This is a genomic window from Micromonospora sp. C81, from assembly GCF_018070425.1.
In the GTDB taxonomy this organism is placed as follows: domain Bacteria; phylum Actinomycetota; class Actinomycetes; order Mycobacteriales; family Micromonosporaceae; genus Micromonospora; species Micromonospora zamorensis.
On record NZ_JAGPXS010000021.1, the window covers coordinates 81,438 to 99,498 of the forward strand.

General features: G+C 71.1%; 19 protein-coding genes. 13 read left to right on the forward strand and 6 right to left on the reverse strand.

The features are described 5' to 3' along the window. Positions 1–60 precede the first annotated feature (60 nt). Together KBX46_RS27360 and KBX46_RS27365 are read left to right on the forward strand one after the other, a co-directional pair. A complete protein-coding gene (locus KBX46_RS27360; RefSeq protein ID WP_210794749.1) occupies positions 61–1,287 on the forward strand; it encodes an epoxide hydrolase family protein in 1,227 nt (408 codons plus the stop codon). Further along, entirely contained in the window at positions 1,288–2,229 is a 942-nt protein-coding gene (locus KBX46_RS27365; protein WP_210794750.1) for a redoxin family protein, read from the forward strand. Here KBX46_RS27365 and KBX46_RS27370 read toward each other — a convergent pair. Then, positions 2,216–3,100: a transglutaminase domain-containing protein gene (locus KBX46_RS27370; protein ID WP_210794752.1), complete on the reverse strand. Its 885-nt coding sequence runs from the start codon at positions 3,098–3,100 to the stop codon at positions 2,216–2,218. The genes KBX46_RS27365 and KBX46_RS27370 overlap by 14 nt on opposite strands. Before the next feature lie 65 nt (positions 3,101–3,165). On the opposite strand from KBX46_RS27370, the gene KBX46_RS27375 reads away from it, so the two are divergent. Beyond that, entirely contained in the window at positions 3,166–3,732 is a 567-nt protein-coding gene (locus tag KBX46_RS27375) for an N-acetyltransferase (protein WP_210794753.1), read from the forward strand. A 54-nt stretch (positions 3,733–3,786) separates the two neighbouring features. Here the strand turns inward: KBX46_RS27375 and KBX46_RS27380 are convergent, their stop codons facing one another. After that, positions 3,787–4,377 (reverse strand): GrpB family protein, encoded by a 591-nt coding sequence (locus KBX46_RS27380; RefSeq protein WP_210794755.1) that lies wholly within the window; start codon positions 4,375–4,377, stop codon positions 3,787–3,789. A 143-nt stretch (positions 4,378–4,520) separates the two neighbouring features. Between KBX46_RS27380 and KBX46_RS27385 the strand changes: the two genes are divergently transcribed. From KBX46_RS27385 to KBX46_RS27395, 3 genes are read left to right on the forward strand one after another with little or no spacing between them, the layout of a single operon-like run. Beyond that, positions 4,521–5,393 (forward strand): AraC family transcriptional regulator, encoded by an 873-nt coding sequence (locus KBX46_RS27385; protein ID WP_210794756.1) that lies wholly within the window; start codon positions 4,521–4,523, stop codon positions 5,391–5,393. A gap of 20 nt (positions 5,394–5,413) precedes the next feature. Further along, positions 5,414–5,743, forward strand: a complete 330-nt coding sequence (locus KBX46_RS27390; RefSeq protein ID WP_210794758.1) for a PadR family transcriptional regulator — start codon at positions 5,414–5,416, stop codon at positions 5,741–5,743. Continuing rightward, the gene (locus KBX46_RS27395) at positions 5,743–6,702 is read left to right on the forward strand and encodes a hypothetical protein (RefSeq protein WP_210794791.1); all 960 of its coding nucleotides are present in this window, start codon (positions 5,743–5,745) and stop codon (positions 6,700–6,702) included. The genes KBX46_RS27390 and KBX46_RS27395 overlap by 1 nt, the downstream gene beginning before the upstream one ends. A 6-nt stretch (positions 6,703–6,708) precedes the next feature. Here the strand turns inward: KBX46_RS27395 and KBX46_RS27400 are convergent, their stop codons facing one another. Then, positions 6,709–7,206 (reverse strand): NUDIX domain-containing protein, encoded by a 498-nt coding sequence (locus KBX46_RS27400; protein WP_210794759.1) that lies wholly within the window; start codon positions 7,204–7,206, stop codon positions 6,709–6,711. Positions 7,207–7,249: 43 nt separating this feature from the next. Further along, the gene (locus KBX46_RS27405) at positions 7,250–8,524 is read right to left on the reverse strand and encodes a M48 family metallopeptidase (protein WP_210794761.1); all 1,275 of its coding nucleotides are present in this window, start codon (positions 8,522–8,524) and stop codon (positions 7,250–7,252) included. Between the two features lie 166 nt (positions 8,525–8,690). On the opposite strand from KBX46_RS27405, the gene KBX46_RS27410 reads away from it, so the two are divergent. The 4 genes from KBX46_RS27410 (at position 8,691) to npdG (ending at position 12,112) form a co-directional block, all read left to right on the forward strand. Next, positions 8,691–8,894: a hypothetical protein gene (locus KBX46_RS27410; RefSeq protein WP_088949509.1), complete on the forward strand. Its 204-nt coding sequence runs from the start codon at positions 8,691–8,693 to the stop codon at positions 8,892–8,894. Between the two features lie 82 nt (positions 8,895–8,976). Beyond that, entirely contained in the window at positions 8,977–9,816 is an 840-nt protein-coding gene (locus tag KBX46_RS33040; RefSeq protein ID WP_197699555.1) for a histone, read from the forward strand. A gap of 87 nt (positions 9,817–9,903) precedes the next feature. Next, complete coding sequence (locus KBX46_RS27420) at positions 9,904–11,334, forward strand: RNB domain-containing ribonuclease (protein ID WP_210794762.1); 1,431 nt, start codon at positions 9,904–9,906, stop codon at positions 11,332–11,334. A gap of 79 nt (positions 11,335–11,413) precedes the next feature. Then, entirely contained in the window at positions 11,414–12,112 is a 699-nt protein-coding gene (gene npdG, locus KBX46_RS27425; RefSeq protein ID WP_088949507.1) for an NADPH-dependent F420 reductase, read from the forward strand. Between the two features lie 108 nt (positions 12,113–12,220). Here npdG and panB read toward each other — a convergent pair whose 3' ends face one another. Next, positions 12,221–13,066 carry a 3-methyl-2-oxobutanoate hydroxymethyltransferase gene (panB, locus tag KBX46_RS27430; RefSeq protein ID WP_210794764.1) on the reverse strand — a complete coding sequence of 282 codons (846 nt, stop codon included), beginning with the start codon at positions 13,064–13,066 and terminating at the stop codon, positions 12,221–12,223. A 192-nt stretch (positions 13,067–13,258) separates the two neighbouring features. Beyond that, a complete protein-coding gene (locus KBX46_RS27435) occupies positions 13,259–15,016 on the reverse strand; it encodes an NAD+ synthase (protein ID WP_210794766.1) in 1,758 nt (585 codons plus the stop codon). A 261-nt stretch (positions 15,017–15,277) separates the two neighbouring features. Between KBX46_RS27435 and glnA the strand changes: the two genes are divergently transcribed. From glnA to KBX46_RS27450, 3 genes are all read left to right on the forward strand, one after another. Next, positions 15,278–16,627, forward strand: a complete 1,350-nt coding sequence (glnA, locus tag KBX46_RS27440; protein WP_088949504.1) for a type I glutamate--ammonia ligase — start codon at positions 15,278–15,280, stop codon at positions 16,625–16,627. Positions 16,628–16,761: 134 nt separating this feature from the next. Further along, on the forward strand, positions 16,762–17,187 hold the full coding sequence (locus tag KBX46_RS27445) for a DUF350 domain-containing protein (protein ID WP_210794768.1): 426 nt from the start codon (positions 16,762–16,764) through the stop codon (positions 17,185–17,187). A 113-nt stretch (positions 17,188–17,300) separates the two neighbouring features. Then, entirely contained in the window at positions 17,301–17,993 is a 693-nt protein-coding gene (locus tag KBX46_RS27450; RefSeq protein WP_088949502.1) for a YafY family protein, read from the forward strand. Positions 17,994–18,061 lie beyond the last annotated feature (68 nt).

Here is an 18,061-nt window from a genome sequence, read left to right on the forward strand (position 1 = left end):
CAGTGCCTTCACCCCATGATTCCCCTCACGAGGCGCAAACCTAGACGGAGAGGAACACGCATGGCTGTCAAAACCAAGACTCGCCCCGGCACCACGGAGATCCGGCCGTTCTCGGTCGACATTCCCCAGGCGGACCTGGACGACCTGAAACGGCGCATCGCGGCCACCCGCTGGCCGGACAAGGAAACGGTTGACGACCAGTCGCAGGGCGTGCCACTCGCGACGATTCAGGCCGTCGCCCGCTATTGGGAGAAGGAGTACGACTGGCGCAAGGTCGAGGCACGAATGAACTCTGTGCCGCAGTTCATGACCACCATCGACGGCGTCGACATCCACTTCATCCACGTGCGCTCGAAGCACGAGGACGCGCTGCCGCTGATCGTCACCCACGGGTGGCCCGGGTCGATCATCGAGCAGATGAAGATCATCGAGCCGTTGACCGACCCCACCGCACACGGTGGCAGCGCGTCGGACGCCTTCCACCTGGTGATCCCATCGCTGCCGGGCCACGGCTTCTCCGGCAAGCCGACAACGTCGGGATGGAACCCGCAAAAGATCGCGACCGCCTGGACCGAGCTGATGAAGCGTCTCGGCTACAACCGGTTCGTCGCGCAGGGCGGCGACTGGGGCGCGGTCATCGTGGACCAGATGGGCCTACAGGCGCCCCCGGAACTGCTCGGCATCCACACCAACATGCCCGGTGCGATCCCACCGGAGATCGACCTGTTGTTCCAGGGCGACACCACCGGCGCGAACAACGCCATGGGCTCGCTGCCATCCGGCCTGTCCGACGATGAGATGCGTGCCGCCGAGGAAGCCAACTACGTCTGGAAGCACGTCGCGTACGCCCTCATGATGGCGACGCGACCGCAGACGCTGACCGGGCTGGCGGACTCTCCGGTCGGCCTGGCGTCCTTCCTGCTCGACCACGACGCGAAGAGCCTGGCCCTGATCGCGCAGGTCTTCGACGGGGCCAAGGCCGGTCTCACCCGCGACGACATCCTGGACAACATCTCGCTCTACTGGTTGACGAACACCGCGATTTCCGCCGCCCGGCTGTACGCGGAGAACAAGCTCTCGTTCTTCGCCGCCAAGGGCGTCAACGTTCCGGTCGCCGTGAGCGTCTTTCCCGACGAGCTGTACGAGGCGCCGCAGAGCTGGGCCGAGCAGGCGTACTCGAACCTCATCTACTACAACAAGCTCGACGTGGGCGGGCACTTCGCGGCCTGGGAACAGCCGAAGATCTTCTCTGAAGAGCTTCGCACCGCCTTCCGGTCGCTTCGCTAGATGGCCGTGCACCTGCCCCCGCTGAACGGGGCGGCCGAGTGGCTCAACTCCGGGCCACTCGGCCCCGCCGACCTGCGCGGGCGCGTCGTCCTGGTGAACTTCTGGACGCTGACCTGCATCAACTGGCTGCGCCAGGAGCCGTACGTGCGTGCCTGGTCGCAGGCCTACCGCGACGACGGGCTGGTCGTCATCGGGGTGCACACGCCGGAGTTCTCGTTCGAGCACGACGTCGACGGGGTGCGGCGGGCGGTCGCGGCGCGATCGATCGACTACCCGGTGGCGGTCGACAACGACTACGCGATCTGGCGCGCCTTCGGCAACCAGTACTGGCCGGCGCTGTACTTCGTCGACACCGACGGGGTCATCCGCGACGAGCACTTCGGTGAGGGGCGCTACGAGCAGTCCGAGCGGGTTCTCCAGCAACTGCTCGGCATCGAGCGCGCCCCCGTACCCGTGAAGGGGGTCGGCCCGGAGGCGGAGGCCGACTGGGGCGAACTGCGGACGCCCGAGACGTACCTCGGATTCAGTCGTGGCGAACACTTCGCGTCGCCGAACGGCCCGGCGCTCGACGAACGCCGCGCCTACGAGCTGCCGGCGAGCCTGGGCCTCAACCAGTGGGCACTGGCGGGCGAGTGGACGATCGGGTCGGAGAGCGTCGTGGCCGATCGAGCCGGCGGCAGCATCGCCTTCCGGTTCCACGGCCGCGACGCGCATCTCGTGCTGGCCCCCGGGGCGGGACGGTCGATCCCGTTCCGGGTGCTCCTCGACGGCCAGGCTCCCGGCCCGTCACACGGCGTCGACGTCGACGAAGACGGCAACGGCGTGCTCCAGGACGGCCGCCTCTACCAGCTTGTCCGCCAGGCCGGCGCGGTCCGGGAGCGGACCCTGGAGATCACGTTCGGCGAGCCGGGCGCCCAGGCGTACGCCTTCACGTTCGGCTGAGGCGCAGATCGACTGTGCTCACCGTGTTGAAGACCGGCGAAAAGCTCTGCACCTGAGCGCCGGGACGCAGGCGGCTGTCCGTCGCGTACCGGTCGGCGAGCGCCTTCTCCGCGCCCTCGTCGCCGTCGTCGGCGGCGAGCAGCAGGGCGGCGATCTCGTCGGCGAGCGTGAGGTCGGCGTCGGTGAGGTCGTCGGTCATCGCGCCGAAGCTGTCCCACAGCAACAGCTCGTCCTTCTGCCGGTGAGCCAGCTCCTGGATGACGTAGTCGTGGATGAACCAGGCACCGCGGATCGGCGATTCCGGGGCCACGCCGTAGACGTCGGGGTCGATCGCCCCGGCCCGGTACGCCGACCACACCCGCGCTGCCGAGTCGAAGAGCCCTGCCGTCGGGTCGATGTCGTAGCCGTCGAACCGCCAGTCGCCGGCCGGGTCGATCTCCGGATCGGCCCAGACCCATCGTTCGCCGTTCCAGTACTCCAGCAGCACGTGATCGTGGTGCCAGCCGGGCGTGAAGTAGGAGGCGAACCCGACCCGGCTACGGCTGGGAATGCCGTGTTGGCGCAGCACCGCCACCGAGAGCAACGTGTGGTCCCGGCAGCAGCCGGCAACCCGGTCGACGGCCGGGCGCTCAGCGGTGAGTGGCAGGGGAAAGCGGGACTGGTCCGTGTCCAGGATGCGGTCCACCCAGCGGCAGTTCACCTCGTCCAGCCGATCGTCGGGCAGCTCTACGCCGCCGGCCCGGTAGTGGACGATCACGTTGCGGGCGGTCGCCGCCACGGTGGGGATGTCGGTCGCCACGGCGTCGAGAAGCCCGCCGTGCCGACCGGGGTCGCTGTAGGGGGAGTGGTTCCGGTAGTCATCGAGGTCCATGGGGCCAGTCTCCGGTCCGCCACGGTGTCAGGGTCAAGGCGCTTTTCCGGATAGTGTCGACTGCTGTGACAGCGCCCGAGATCACCATCGCCACCCCAGCGGACCGTCGAGCAGTGGTCGACACACTGGTCGCCGCGTTCGTCAAGGATCCCGTGCTGCGGCACCTGTTTCCCGACGATGAGACCTATCCCGAGTACGCCGCCACCTTCTTCGGGAACCTCTTCGACAAGCGGGTGCACCGGTCGTCGATCTGGACGATCGCTGGGGGAGCGTCGGTCGCCATCTGGGAGCCACCGGCCGAGCCGGCGGCCGGCCACACAACGCCAGCTCGATACCCCGCTGACGTGCAGGCTCGGGTGCAGAGCTACGACGATGCCGTGCACGCAGCCCTACCCGCGTTCCCGTTCTGGTATCTCGGCGTCCTGGGCACCCACCCCGACAGCGCCGGGCGCGGTTGGGGGCGCGCCGTCATGCGGGCCGGGCTGGAGCGCGCCGCCGCCGACGGTCTGCCGGCGATCCTGGAAACCAGCAAACCGGCCAACGTCGAGCTGTACCGCCGCGCCGGCTGGGAGGTGGTGGGCTCCCTGTCGGAGCCCGTGCCCACCTGGGTCATGCAGCAGTCGCCGCGCTGAGAGCCACCCGCGCCGGCCAACTCGTCGCGCTCGGCCCCGGATCGCCGACCAGCTTCAGGCGGCGAAGATGCGCGCATAGATCTCGTCGATGACGTCGTTCTTGGCCAGGCTGTAGTCGCGGGGTCGGTGCGCGGTGTCCTGCGCGAGGCGTCGTTTGGTCGCGGCGTAGAGCTCCCGGTCATGTGGATGCGAGCGCAGCCAGTCGCGGAACAGCCGGTGCCGGACCGGCTCGGGCGCACCCTGCGGCCAGACGTGCAGGTTGACGTCCTCGGCGGCGCTGAGCAGCATCCGGTGCCCGTGCCACCAGGGCTCCCGCAGGACGAGCCGGTAACCGAGCCGTTCCAGGGCGGGGAGATACCCGGACTCCTCGGCGGTGTCCTCGATGACCAGGTCGATGTCGATGACGGGTTTGGCAGCGAGCCCCGGCACCGCCGTGGACCCGACGTGTTCCACCGCGATGATCAGAGCGCCCAGCGCCTCGGTGAGCGACGACCGGACTGCGGTGAACCGCTGCGCCCAGACCCTGTCGTACTCCTCGATGACGACGGACTCCCACGTGCGCGGCGGGTCGCCCACCAGGCCGGCGTCGACCTGTTCGGGGGTGCCGTGGAAGCGCTGCACGACGTCCTGCGGATACTCGGCCACGTCAACCTCCTGGAGAAGCAAAGTCCGCCAGGCTACGACACGACGACCGGTGCGGGCGCACCCGACCGATGCGGGCATCGGATGTCGGGTGGGCCACCGACCCCGCGACCTAGCGTCAGTGTTCGAAAGGGAAGGAGGCCCGGGTGCTGGATCGGCTCAACGAGGCGATGGCTCACATCGAGCGTCACCTCGACCAGAAGATCGAGGTGGCCGACCTGGCGCGGATCGCGCTGACGTCGGAGTACCACTTCCGGCGGCTGTTCTCCGCACTGGCCGGGATGCCGCTGTCGGAGTACATCCGGCGGCGTCGGCTCACGGTCGCCGGCGCGGACGTGCTCGCGGGGGAGCGGACGTTGCTCGACGTCGCGGTGCACTACGGCTACGGGTCCACTGAAGCGTTCGCCCGGGCGTTCCACGCCGTGCACGGCGTGGGGCCCGGAGAGGCTCGGCGTACGGGGGCAGCGCTGCGTGCCCAGCCCCGGATGTCCTTCCGACTCACCGTCGAAGGGAGCGGCAGCATGGAGTACCGAATCGTCAGCAAGGACGCGTTCGCGCTGGTGGGGCGCAAGGCACGGGTCCCGCTGGTGCACGAGGGGATGAACCCGGCGATCGTCGCGTTCATCCGGAGCATCGACAAGGAGACGACCGCACGGATCGAGGCGCTCTCCGATCAGGAGCCGGCGGGGATCGTCAACGTCAGCGACAACCTCGCCGACAGCCGGGAGGAGGGCACCGAGCTGGACTACTGGCACGGGGTGGTGACCGGTGCCTTGCCACCGGAGGACCTGGACGCGCTGCCGGTGCAGGCCGGGACGTGGGCGGTGTTCACCACCTCCGGAGCGTTCCCGCAGGCGGTGCAGCACCTGTGGCGTGACGTGTTCACCCAGTGGTTTCCGTCCAACCCGTACCGCAGCCGACCTGGACCGGAGATCTCCCGGGTCCGGGTGTCCGCAGACGGCACCGAGGCGGACGCCGAGCTGTGGATCCCCGTCGAGCGGACACCTACCCCTATGTAGAGTTCCGATACAGTGGTCGGATGCGGATGACCATTCCGGTCGCGAAGGTGCTCGCGGCGCTGCTCGCCGAACTCGACGAGCAGCGCTACGGGCTGGACCTGATGCGATTGACCGGCCTGCCCAGCGGCACCCTCTACCCGGTGCTGCACCGGCTGAGCGCGGCCGGCTGGCTGGACGCCGACTGGGAGGCGATCGACCCCGTCGCGGCCGGCCGGCCGGCCCGTCGCTACTACCGGCTGACCGCCGTCGGGGTGACGCAGGCTCGCCAGGCTCTCGCCGACCTGCGCGCCGCGATCCCCGACGCTCGTCCCTCCTGGGGCGGCACCGAGCCCACCGGAGCGCCAGCGTGATGACCCGCCGGGCCGCCGAACTGCTGCTGGAGATGGCCGCGCGCCGCTGGCCGGCCGACGTCCGCGACGACCTGCGCCGCGAGTGGGCCGCCGAGCTGCACGTGCTCGCCGAGAGCGGTCACCGGACGAAGATGCTCGGCTTCGCGGTGAGCCTGGCCGTCAGCCGGGCCGGCGCCCCGATCGTCGACCGCACAGTGCTGCGCGGTCGGATCGGCCGCACCGCGGCCGCGTTGCTGCTGTCCCCGATCGCCTGCGTCGGGATCGTGCTCGTCGGTGCGTACGCCCTGTACCCGATCGAGCGCGTGTTGGCCGAGAGCTGGTCGGAGCGGGCGCAGAGGCCGCTCTGGTCGGCGTTCACCGTCGGGTTGGCGCTGCTGCTGGCGGTGTTCGCCGCGCGCTGGGCCCGGCACACCGCACTCGACGGCCCGCTACGCATCGCGCTCGGGGTGGTGCTCCCCGTCGGGGTGGCCGCAGTCGTGTTCCTGTCGGCCATCTCCCCGGACGACCTGGCCACCTTCGTACCCGGGTTGCTGCTCTGGTTGGCCGGTCTGACGCTGGCCCTCTGGGCCGCGGCGAGCCTCGCCGTTCGGCATCGCCTCCACGCGGCCTGGTGGGTGGGCGTCCTCGGCGCACTCGCCGCCGCCGACCTCGCGATGATTCTCGCCGTTGTCGACGCCATCTCGGCGGGCTATCGCGCTGGCCCGGTCATCGGTCCGACGCCGGTGGAGAGCATCGACCGGATCTCCGCGCCGCTGTGGCTCCTCGCCGCCTGGACAGACTGGAACATCGGCCTACCCCGACCCACGATTCCATGGGAGATCTTCGGAATCATCAGCAACCGGGTGCCGACGGAACCCATGCTCTACCTGGCCTGCACGCCGTACGCGCTCGCGTACACCATCAGGGCGGCGCGGTCGGCGCCGACCGCTCCGGTCGTGCTCGCGTCCACCCCGGCGTGAACCCCTTCAGTCGGGCACGTCGTCCCACGTCACGCCCGGCTCCAGGTAACCGGCCGACCGGTTGTCGCGCAGGGCGTAGGCGATGACCAGCAGGGCATGCTTGTCCAGCTCGGGCAGCTGGTCCAATCCGAACCACCGCACGGCCAGCGACTCGTCGTCGTTGACCCGGGCGGTGCCGGCCACCACCCGGCAGAGGAAGCCCAGGTTCAGGTATTCGCACTGGTCCCCGTTGGGGTAGGTGTGCGGGTGCGACACGGCGCTGGACATCCGCACCGGCGCGACGTCCAGACCCGTCTCCTCCCGCACCTCGCGGACCAGCGCGGTGGCCGGCTGTTCGCCCGGCTCGACGAACCCGCTGATCACCGACCACCGCCCGTCGTCGGAACGCTGGCCCAGCAGCAGCTCACCGGCGTCGTTGCGGACCACCGCGCTGACGCTGGGCAGCCAGAGCAGGTCGTGGCCGACGTGCTTGCGCATCCCCACGATGTAGTCCGGTGTCCCCATCCGGCGATCATAGGCGCGACCCCACGACCAGTCGTCGCGCTGGTCAGCCCGCCCAGGCGACGGCACGGCGGAAGCGGTCGTACTCCCTGGCCAGCTCCGCGTCGATCCGCTCCATCCGGCCGGGGGTGAGCACCACAGCAGGCTCCTGCCAGGTGCGTCCGGCGAGCATCTGGCGGCGCAGTCCGGTCGGCGGATGGAAGGCGAACAGCGACGCCTCGTCGCGCACCGACAGTTGCCGCAGCAACGGCAGGCGGTCGGTGTTGGCCGCAAGGGACTCGGCCAGGGCGGAGCGCCACCGGTCCGGGCCGTGCCCCGCCCGCGTCTCGCGGCGTACTGCCAGCTCCAGCGACTCGGCGGCGAGCAGGGTGTCGAGGAAGTCGGTCGCCGCGGTCGTGCCGGCAGCGCGGGCGGCGAGTTCGTCGGCGAGGTACTCGGCACGCTGGCTGTCCCGCAACGCCACCGTCACCAACAGCAGGTACGCGACGAAAAGCACCCGGGACACCACCCACTGGAACGCGCGGCCCAGGGCGTCGCCCAGCATCTCCAGCAGCCCCGCGCCGACGGTGGTCTGCACCGGCCGGAACAGGTCGGAGGCTGAGGCGAGCATGTCGAACGCGGGCTGGGTGAGCAGGCCTCGGCGCGGGTCACCGTTGACGAAGTGGCCAAGCTCGTGCCCGAGCAGCGCCACCCGACCGCCGGCGGGAAGCGAACCCCACAAGGGGAGCCCGAGACCGAGCACCTTGCGGCGCCGCAGCCCGACCGCGCCGGCGTACGCGTTGATGGCGTCGTCGACGCCCACCACGTCCGGCACCGGCGCCCCGATCGCGGTGGCCACCTCGTCGATCAGGCCGAACAGCTCCGGGGCCTTGTCGCGGGTGAGCACCTCCAGCTCCGGGTCGAGTCGACCGAACCGGGGCCGCAACGCGATAGCGAGGCCGACCATCGCCACACCCGGCACGATCGCCAGGTTGGGAAACGGGAACGCCACGATCAGCCACCCGCCGACGACCGCGAGCGCGAGCACCGCGGCGACCAGGATCAACGAGGCTGTCGCCGTCAACGCGCGAGCGGCTCCCGATCCGTTGGTGCCCAACGGCCGCCCGACCAACTGGGTGAACTGCCGCCCGGTCGCCCGGAACGCCATCCGGTAGGTCCACCGGTCGACCCAGCTCCAACCGAACTCGCGTCGACGCCGTTGCGGGTCGTAGGCGTCCAGATGCCACTCACAGCGGGGACACCAGGGCACCGCGTCCCGTAGCGATGCCGTCTTCGCCCCACACTCCGGGCACGCCCCCGTGCCGGTCACCGTGTTGATCACGAGCGCAGATCATGCCCCAGCCCGCCACCTGCGGGAACTGACTGTTCGTCCTGACCCTATTTCGCTGTTCAGGCCCCACGGGCCCCATGCATATCTACTGTGGAGAGGGTCGGCGACTTGTGCGATCCGGTGGCGGCCTGACGGTTCGCGGTGCACAGTGATTCCCATGAGCGACAGCGAACGTGGTGGGCAGTTCTACTGGTGCACCCGGCATCACCGGGTCGAGACGGACGCCGACGTGTGTCCGGCGAAGCACGTTCTCGGCCCGTACAACTCGGCGGCCGACGCGGAGAACGCCCTGCAACGCGTGCAGGAGCGGAACGAGGCGTGGGATGCCGAGGACGCTCGTTGGGCCGGGGAGAACAAGTAGGCGGCGCGGGACGGCCCGCGCCGAGGCATTTCGTGCTCCGCGAGGACGCACGCGAGAGCACGTCCCCAAGGAGGGAACCACGATGGCCGAAGCACAGCAGGCCACCACCCGCCCGGCCGCCCGACGCACCACCGCGAAGAAGACCGCCGCGGCGGAGCGCAACACGGCCGCGAGCCGGACCACCCCCGTCCGCAAGTCCACGGCGGGTGCGAAGGCGGCGAAGGCCCCGGCGAGGAAGGCCGCCGGCGGCGCGGGACGTGCCCCGGCGAAGAAGACCACCACGGCGGCCACGAAGGCTCCCGCGAAGAAGACCACGACCAAGGCCACCACGACGGCCAAGAAGGCCCCCGCGAAGAAGACCACCACCCGCTCGACAACTGTCGCGGCGAAGCGGGCCCCGGCGTCCGCGACGCGCAAGACCACCGCAGCCGCGAAGAAGACGACGGGCACGGCGAAGAAGACCACGGGTACGGCGAAGAAGACCACCAGCGCCGCGAAGAAGACCGTGGGCGCCGCGAAGAAGACCACCACCTCGGCGGCGAAGAAGACCACCGCAGCGGCGAAGGCGCCGGCGCGTAAGACCGCGACCAAGGCGTCCGCCGTCAAGAAGACAGCGGCGAAGAGGACGGCGGCGACGAAGACGGCCGCCAAGAAGGCGCCGGCGAAGAAGACCGCGTCGACCGGTCCCAGCGGCGGTGCTCGCAAGGCTCCGGCGAAGAAGGCCCCGGCCGCGAAGGCGACGGGCACCTCGTCGACCACCGCGCGCAAGGCGGCGGCCAAGAAGGCCCCGGCGAAGAAGACCGTCGCGGCCAAGGCCCCGGCCCGCAAGGTGACCGCCCGCAAGTCACCGGCCCGCCCTGCCGCCGCACGGGCTACCGCGCCCCGGAGCCCGCGCAGCGCTGCCCGGAAGGCGACCGGCTGAGCGCAGGTCGACCCGGGCTCGCCCGGGGAGAGATATCTCGGCCGGTCACCGGAAGCGGATCACCGGCGGCGCTGTCAGGATTGACTCGTGGTCATCCGACGCGTACTCGCGCCCCGCATCGACTTCGGCGCACTGCGCCGCGAACTCGGCCTGCCCGGGGAGTTCCCGGCCGACGCCCAACGTGAGGCCGACGAGGCGGCCGGCGCGCCGCCGCGCCCGCCCGTCGACCGCACCGACGTACCGTTCGTCACTGTCGACCCGGCCACCTCCCGCGACCTGGACCAGGCGATGCACCTCGCCCGCCGTCCAGGTGGCGGCTACCGGGTGCGGTACGCGATCGCCGACGTCGCCGCCCACGTCTCCGCGGGCGGCGCGTTGGAGGCGGAGACCTGGCGGCGCGGGCAGACCATCTACCTGCCCGACGGGAACGTGCCGCTGCACCCACACACGCTCAGCGAGGGTGCGGCCAGCCTGCTGCCCGACGACGACCGGGCCGCGGTGGTCTGGACCATCGACCTGGACGCCGACGGCGGCACCGTGGCCGTGGAGCTGGAACGTGCCCTGGTTCGCAGCCGGGCCAAACTCGACTACACCGGGGTGCAGGCGGCAGCCGACGCCGGGCGGCTGCCCGAGCCGATCGCACTGTTGCCCGAGATCGGTGACCGGCTGACGGCCCGCGGGTTGCGCCGGGGCGCCATCAACCTGCCGTTGCCTGAGCAGGATCTGGAGCCCGACGGCGACGGCTGGCAACTGGTGCTGCGCGCGCCGGTGCCGATGGAGGAGCACAACGCCCAGATCTCCCTTCTGACCGGGATGGCCGCCGCCGACATCATGCTGGCCGGCCGGGTCGGGTTGCTGCGGACGATGCCCGCGCCGAAACCGGAGGCCGTGCAGCGGCTGCGGGCCGCCGCCGCGCCGCTGGGCGTGCACTGGCCGGACGACATGGGCCCGGGTCAGGTGATCGCCGCTCTGGACGCCTCCCAGCCGCGCGCCGCCGCGTTCATCGACCAGGCGGCCGAGCTGATGCGCGGCGCCGCGTACACCGCCTTCGACGGGACGGTGCCGGAGCAACCGGAGCACGGTGGCGTGGCAGCTACGTACGCCCACGTCACGGCGCCGTTGCGGCGTCTGGCCGACCGGTACGCCACGGAGGTCTGCCTGGCCCTGCACGCGGGCCAGCCGGTGCCCGACTGGGCTCGCGCCGCGCTGTCCCGGCTGCCCGAGGTGATGGCCAGCACCGACCGGATCGCCTCGACGGCCACCCGGGGCGCCGTCGAGTTGGCCGAGGCGGTGCTGCTGGAGCACCGGGTGGGTGAGACCTTCGACGCGGCTGTGCTGGACGTCGACGCGCCGCCCAACGGTCGGGCCCGCACCCGACCGCCCGGCGGCACGGTCGCGCTGGACGCCCCACCGGTGCGCAGCCGATGCCTCGGCGACCTACCGCTCGGCGAACGAGTCCGCGTCCGGCTGGTCACCGCGGACCCGCCAGCCCGCACGGTCCTGTTTGAGTTGGCCTGACCCTGCGGGCGCGGGGCAGCGGGGATCGTCACAGTGCTCCGCGCTGCTGCCGGACCGGTCGGTTTGCGAGGATGAACCCATGGCATACGACGCGAGCACGCTCCCCGACGTGTCCGGGCTGACGGTCGGCATCATCGGTGGCACCGGCGACCAGGGGCGAGGTCTCGCCTACCGGTTCGCGCGGGCCGGGCAGACGGTGTTGATCGGCTCCCGCAACGCTGAGCGGGCCGCCGAATCCGCAGCCGAGATCGCCGCCCTGCCCGGTGTGCCGGCCACCGGCAGTGTCACGGGCGCGGCCAACGACGAGGTGGCCCGACGCAGCGACGTGGTGATCATCGCGGTGCCGTGGGACGGGCACGCCGCCACCGTCGCCGCCCTGGCCGAGCCACTCGCCGGCAAGATCGTCGTCGACTGCGTCAACCCGCTCGGCTTCGACAAGCAGGGCCCGTACGCGCTGACCGTCGCCGAGGGCAGCGCCGTGCAGCAGGCCGCAGCGTTGCTGCCCGACTCCCGGGTCTGCTCGGCGTTCAACCACGTCAGCGCCCCGCTGCTGGCCGACCCGGAGGTCGACCGGATCGACCTGGACGTGCTGATCTGCACCGAGGACCGCGAGCTGGTCGACGTGGTCGGCGCGCTCGCCGCCCGGATCCCGGGGATGCGCGGCATCTACGCCGGGCGGTTGCGCAACGCCCACCAGATCGAGGCGTTCACCGCGAACCTGATCGCGATCAACAAGCGCTACAAGGCACACGCGGGCATCCGCGTCACCGACATCTGAGTCATTCTCGGCCGGCGTGATCCACTCCGGTTTCGTGAACACGCGGTGTCCCGAGGTCAGGGACACCGCGTGTTCGGCAAACCCGAGTGGGTCACGCCGTGAGCATTCCTAGAAGGTGTGCTCGGCGGCCGGGAACTCGCCGCCCCGGACCTCGTCGGCGAAACGCCGGGTGGCGTCGGTGAGCACGCCGGCCAGGTCCGCGTACCGCTTGACGAAGCGGGGCGTCTTTCCGGTCCGCAGGCCCGCCATGTCCTGCCAGACCAGCACCTGCGCGTCGGTGTCCGGGCCGGCGCCGATGCCCACCGTCGGGATCGGCAGCTCGTGGGTGATCCGCTTGGCCACCTCGCCGGGCACCATCTCCAGCACCACAGCGAACGCCCCCGCCTCCGTGACCGCCCGCGCGTCGGCAAGCACCTCGTCGGCGGCGTCGCCCCGGCCCTGCACCCGGTAGCCGCCCAGCGTGTGCTCGCTCTGCGGGGTGAAACCGATGTGCGCCATCACCGGAATGCCGGCGCCGACGATCGCGGCGATCTGCTCGGCGCAGCGGCGGCCACCCTCCAGCTTCACCGCGTGGCAGCCACCCTCCTTCATGAACCGGACGGCGGTGCGCAGCGCCTGCGCCGGCCCCTCCTCGTACGAGCCGAACGGCAGGTCACCGACGATCAGCGCCTGCCGGGTCGCCCGCACCACGGCCCGCACCAGCGGAAGCAACTCGTCGGCCGTGACCGGCAGAGTCGTCTCGTAGCCGAACACGTTGTTCGCGGCCGAGTCGCCGACCAGCAGCACCGGCACACCGGCCTGGTCGAAGATCGACGCCGTGTACTGGTCGTACGACGTCAGCATCGGCCACCGCTCACCGCGCTCCTTCGCGGCGATCAGGTCCCGGGTGCGGACCCGTCGGGTGGCCGGGCCGCCGTACAGCGCGGTCACCTCGTTCGGAGTGGACTCCACCATCTCTGTCTCCCTTCCTCGAGGCCGCCTGCGCGGTCCCCGGGTTCCGTCGCGATCGTCGCACCGTGAGACGGGGTGACGGCAGGGCCCAGTGCAAGATGTCACTCCACAGCGAAACCGCGAGGCCCGCGCCACGCGGCCCCCGCGGGGAGGCGCCGGGTCGCGCCACCGACCCGACACCCCCAGGGGTACGCGTCAGCCGTGCTCGCGCCACCGGTTGGTGATCGGCAGACGGCGGTCCCGACCGAACGCCTTCATGGAGATCTTCGTGCCCGGTGCCGACTGCCGACGCTTGTACTCGGCGGTATCCACCAGCCGCAGCACCTTGTCCACGATCGCCGGGTCGTGACCCGACTCGACCAGCCCGTCGCGGCCGAGGTCACCGTCGACGTAACCGATCAGGATCGGGTCCAGTACGTCGTAGTCGGGCAGGCTGTCGCTGTCCAGTTGGCCCGGGCTCAGCTCGGCGCTCGGCGGCTTGCCGATCGAGTTCTCCGGGATCGGGGCGGTCTCGCCGCGCCGGGCCGCGTCCCGGTTGCGCCACTTCGCGAGCCGCCAGATCAGGGTCTTCCAGACGTCCTTGACCGGGTTGAAGCCGCCCACCGAGTCGCCGTACAGCGTGGAGTAGCCGACCGCCAGCTCACTCTTGTTGCCGGTGGTCAGCACCAGGTGGCCCTCCTGGTTCGACAGCGCCATCAGGATCACGCCACGGACCCGGGCCTGGAGGTTCTCCACTGCCACACCGGACAGCGACAGGTTGGCCAGGAAGCCGTCCACCATCGGCTGGATCGGCTCGACGCGGTAGTCCAGGCCGGTGCGCTTGGCCAGGTCGGCGGCGTCCTCCCGGGAGTGCTCCGAGGAGTGCTGGCTGGGCAGCGACACCCCGACCACCCGGTCCGGTCCGAGCGCGTCGACGGCCAACGCGGCCACCACCGCCGAGTCGATGCCGCCGGAGAGGCCGAGCACCACCGACGGGAACCGGTTCTTGTTGACGTAGTCGCGCAGACCGAGCACCAGGGCCTGCCACACCTCGGCCTCGTCGGCCACCGGCTCGATCAGGCCGCCGGTGGCGCCCGGGCCGGTCGGCGCGGCCGGAATGCCGTCCAGCGTGCTGTGCGCGATGCGCATGCCGTCCGCGACGGCCTCCGTGGTCGTCGTGGCGGTGGCGGCCGGCAGTTCGACGTCGTGCACGAGCAGGTGCTCGACGAACTGCGGGGCGCGGGTGAGCAGCTCACCGTCAGCGGTCACGATCATCGAGTCGCCCTCGAAGACCAGCTCGTCCTGTCCGCCGATCATGTTGACGTACGCGATGGCGGCGCCCGCCTCGGCGGCCCGGCGGCGGACCAGCGGCAGCCGGATGTCGTCCTTGTTCAGCTCGTACGGCGAGCCGTTGATGTTGACCACGAGGCCGACGCCGGCCTGCCGGGCGGCGGCGAACGGGCCGCCGGCCTGCCACAGGTCCTCACAGATGGTCAGCGCGACGTCCACGCCACCGATCCGCACCACCGTCAGCGTGTCGCCGGGGAGGAAGTAGCGGTCCTCGTCGAAGACCCCGTAGTTGGGCAGGTGGTGCTTGAAGTAGCGGGCGGCGACGACCCCCCGGTGCAGCAGCGCGGCGGCGTTGCGGGCACCCCGGCCCGGCTCGGCGTCGCCGCTGACCTGCGGCGGCCCGTCGGCGTCCAGGTAGCCGACCACCACCGGCACCTCACCGAGGCCGTCCGTGGCGAGGTCGGCCGCGAGCCGTTCCACGGCTGCCCGGGACGCGGCCACGAAGGAGCGCCGGAAGACCAGGTCCTCGACCGGGTAACCGGTGAGCATCATTTCCGGGAAGAGCACCAGCTGGGCACCGGCATCGGCGGCCTGGCGAGTCCAGCTGCGGACCAGGTCGGCGTTTCCGGCGAGGTCGCCGACGCTCGGGTTGACCTGGGACAGGGCGAGACGCAGGGTGGGCATGTCCTCATCTTGCCCCAGCCTCAACGGGACAATCCCCACCCTCCGACGAGATGGCCGCCACGCTGCGGCGACGGCGCCCGCCGTGCGGCGGGGCACGGGCTCGTCGGCGGCAGGGCCCCCGCCCGCCGGGCGGGATGCGAGGGGACGGCGGGCGGCAGTTCGCGTAACGTCTGCGTAACCAGGCCCGGTAAGACTGGGCGATCAGGTCGGGCGCGCAGCCCGACCAAGGCGGACAGCAGAGCGTCGCGAGGGGTTGGGGAAGTGGACCGTCAGCAGGAGTTCGTCCTCCGCACGCTGGAAGAGCGGGACATCCGGTTCGTCCGGCTGTGGTTCACCGACGTGCTGGGCACGCTCAAGAGCGTCTCGGTGGCGCCGGCGGAGTTGGAGGCGGCCTTCGAGGAGGGCATCGGCTTCGACGGTTCGGCGATCGAGGGCTTCGCCCGGGTCTTCGAATCGGACATGGTGGCCATGCCCGACCCGACCACCTTCCAGGTCTTCCCGTTCGAGGGCGGGGTCAGCGGCGAGAGCGCCCGGATGTTCTGCGACATCCTGCTGCCCGACGGCGGTCCGTCCTGGGCCGACCCCCGGCACGTGCTGCGCCGGGCGCTGTCCAAGGCCGCCGAGAAGGGCTTCACCTTCTACACCCACCCCGAGATCGAGTTCTTCCTCCTGGAGAACGGCCCGCAGGACGGCTCGGTGCCCACCCCGGTCGACACCGGCGGCTACTTCGAGCACACCACGCACGCCGTGGCTCGCGACTTCCGCCGCCAGGGCGTGCTGGCGCTGGAGCGCATCGGCATCTCGGTGGAGTTCAGCCACCACGAGGTCGCGCCCGGCCAGCAGGAGATCGACCTGCGCTACGCCGACGCGCTGACCACCGCCGACAACATCATGACCTTCCGGCACGTCGTCAAGGAGGTGGCGCTCTCCACCGGAGTGCAGGCCAGCTTCATGCCGAAGCCGTTCACCGACCAGCCGGGCAGCGGGATGCACACCCACCTGTCGCTGTTCGAGGGGGAGCGCAACGCCTTCCACGACAGCGGTGACCCGATGAAGCTCTCCAAGGTGGCCAAGTCGTTCATCGCCGGCCTCCTGGTGCACGCCCGGGAATACACAGCGGTCACCAACCAGTGGGTCAACTCGTACAAGCGGCTCTTCCCGCAGGCCCTGCCGGACCGGATCACCGAGAGCCCCGCGTACGTCTGCTGGGGTCACCTCAACCGGTCCGCGCTGGTCCGCGTTCCCGCGTACGGCAAGCCCAACTCGGCCCGCGTCGAGGTCCGCTCACCCGATTCGGCGGCCAACCCCTACCTGGCCTTCGCGGTGCTGCTCGGCGCCGGCCTGAAGGGCATCGAGGAGGGCTACGAGCTGCCGCCGGGCGCCGAGGACGACGTCTGGTCGCTGACCAGCGCCGAGCGGCGTGCCATGGGATACGAGGCGCTGCCGGAAAACCTCGCCGAGGCGATCGACGTGATGGCCGGTTCCGAGCTGGTCGCCGAGGTGCTCGGCGAGCACGTCTTCGACTTCTTCCTGCGCAACAAGCGGGCCGAGTGGGAGCAGTACCGGCGCGAGGTCACCCCGTACGAGCGGCAGCGCTACCTGGCGCTCTAACCGAGGGCTGACGCGGTTGCAGCGGCAGCGCTACCTGGCGCTGTAACCGCGGGGCTGACGCGCTTGCGCGCTGCCGCTATCGTCTCGATCACCGCGCCGGTACCCCCTCCGGGCGGAGAGTCGGGAGGCAGTCGGTGCTGGAGGATCTGCTCAGCGGTGCTTGGCAGAGCGTCGTGTTCGGGATCGTCGGCGTGGGGCTCATGGCGGCTGGCTTCGTGCTGGTCGACCTGCTCACGCCCGGTCGGTTGCGCGACCTGATCTGGGTGCAGCGCAACTCCAACGCGGGGTTGCTGCTGGCCGCCAACCAGCTCGGCATCGCCGGGATCGTGTTCACCGCGATCCTGACCAGCTACAGCGACTTCGGCAGGGGGCTCGCCTCCACGGTGATCTTCGGCATCGTCGGGCTGGCCATCATGGCGTTGGCCTTCTTCGTGCTCGACCTGCTCACCCCGGGCAAGCTCGGCGAGGTCATCTGCTCGGACGAGCCGCACCCGGCGGCCCGGGTCAGCGCCGCCACCCACTTCGGCGCCGCGCTGATCGTCTGCGCCTGCATCGCCTGAGGCGGCTGTCCGCTTTGCTGTGGCGGCCGTCCGCGTCTTGCTGTGGCGGCCCTCCGCGTCGCAGTGCGGGCGGTCGCCGACGGGCGTCGTACCCCGGCCGTAGCGTGCCGGGCATGAACCGTACGGACCGTCTCTACGCGCTGGTCGAGGAGCTGCGGGCGGTGTCGCCGAGGCCGCGCAGCGCCCGCTGGTTGGCCGCGCGTTTCGAGGTGAGCAGCCGCACCATCGAACGGGACATCGGCGCGCTACAGGAGGCCGGGGTGCCGATCTGGGCCGAGCCTGGGCGCACCGGTGGTTACGTGGTGGATCGCGCCCGCACTCTGCCGCCGGTCAACCTGACCGCGGCCGAGGCGGTCGCGATGGCCGTCGCGCTACGCCGGCTCGCCGGCACGCCGTTCGCCGGGCCGGGTGGCACCGCGCTGCGCAAGTTGATGGCGGTGCTGCCAGCCGCCGACGCCGTCGAGGCGCACCGCCTCGCCGGCCGCGTGCACCTGGTCGGCGACGGGCCGGCCACGCCCGTCCCGGCCCTCGTCGCCGACGCGGTCGCCGCGCGGCGGGTGCTGCGCATCAGGTACGCGGACCGGGCCGGCGCCGGCTCGGTCCGTGACGTCGAGCCGCTGGGCTACCTCGGTAACCCGCGACACTGGTATCTGCTGGCCTGGTGCCGACTGCGCGACGAGCTGCGCTGCTTCCGCACCGACCGGATCGAAAGCGTCCAGGCGCTGCCCGACGTGGTGTCCCGCGAGCTGCGCCCGACCGACCTGGACATTCCGCGCGAGCGGGTCCGCTCATTGAGCCTGGTCTGACGGGTTTTCGAGAGCGGGTCTCCGTTGGGTGATCCGGAAACACCGACAGGACGGTGTCGCGGACGACC

Coding starts and splice junctions, on each gene's coding strand:
- KBX46_RS27360 (WP_210794749.1), top strand. CDS start 61: ATGGCTGTCAAAACCAAGACTCGCCCCGGCACCACGGAGATCCGGCCG.
- KBX46_RS27365 (WP_210794750.1), top strand. CDS start 1,288: ATGGCCGTGCACCTGCCCCCGCTGAACGGGGCGGCCGAGTGGCTCAAC.
- KBX46_RS27370 (WP_210794752.1), bottom strand. CDS start 3,100: ATGGACCTCGATGACTACCGGAACCACTCCCCCTACAGCGACCCCGGT.
- KBX46_RS27390 (WP_210794758.1), top strand. CDS start 5,414: ATGCGGATGACCATTCCGGTCGCGAAGGTGCTCGCGGCGCTGCTCGCC.
- KBX46_RS27395 (WP_210794791.1), top strand. CDS start 5,743: ATGACCCGCCGGGCCGCCGAACTGCTGCTGGAGATGGCCGCGCGCCGC.
- KBX46_RS27400 (WP_210794759.1), bottom strand. CDS start 7,206: ATGGGGACACCGGACTACATCGTGGGGATGCGCAAGCACGTCGGCCAC.
- KBX46_RS27410 (WP_088949509.1), top strand. CDS start 8,691: ATGAGCGACAGCGAACGTGGTGGGCAGTTCTACTGGTGCACCCGGCAT.
- KBX46_RS33040 (WP_197699555.1), top strand. CDS start 8,977: ATGGCCGAAGCACAGCAGGCCACCACCCGCCCGGCCGCCCGACGCACC.
- npdG (WP_088949507.1), top strand. CDS start 11,414: ATGGCATACGACGCGAGCACGCTCCCCGACGTGTCCGGGCTGACGGTC.
- panB (WP_210794764.1), bottom strand. CDS start 13,066: ATGGTGGAGTCCACTCCGAACGAGGTGACCGCGCTGTACGGCGGCCCG.
- KBX46_RS27435 (WP_210794766.1), bottom strand. CDS start 15,016: ATGCCCACCCTGCGTCTCGCCCTGTCCCAGGTCAACCCGAGCGTCGGC.
- KBX46_RS27450 (WP_088949502.1), top strand. CDS start 17,301: ATGAACCGTACGGACCGTCTCTACGCGCTGGTCGAGGAGCTGCGGGCG.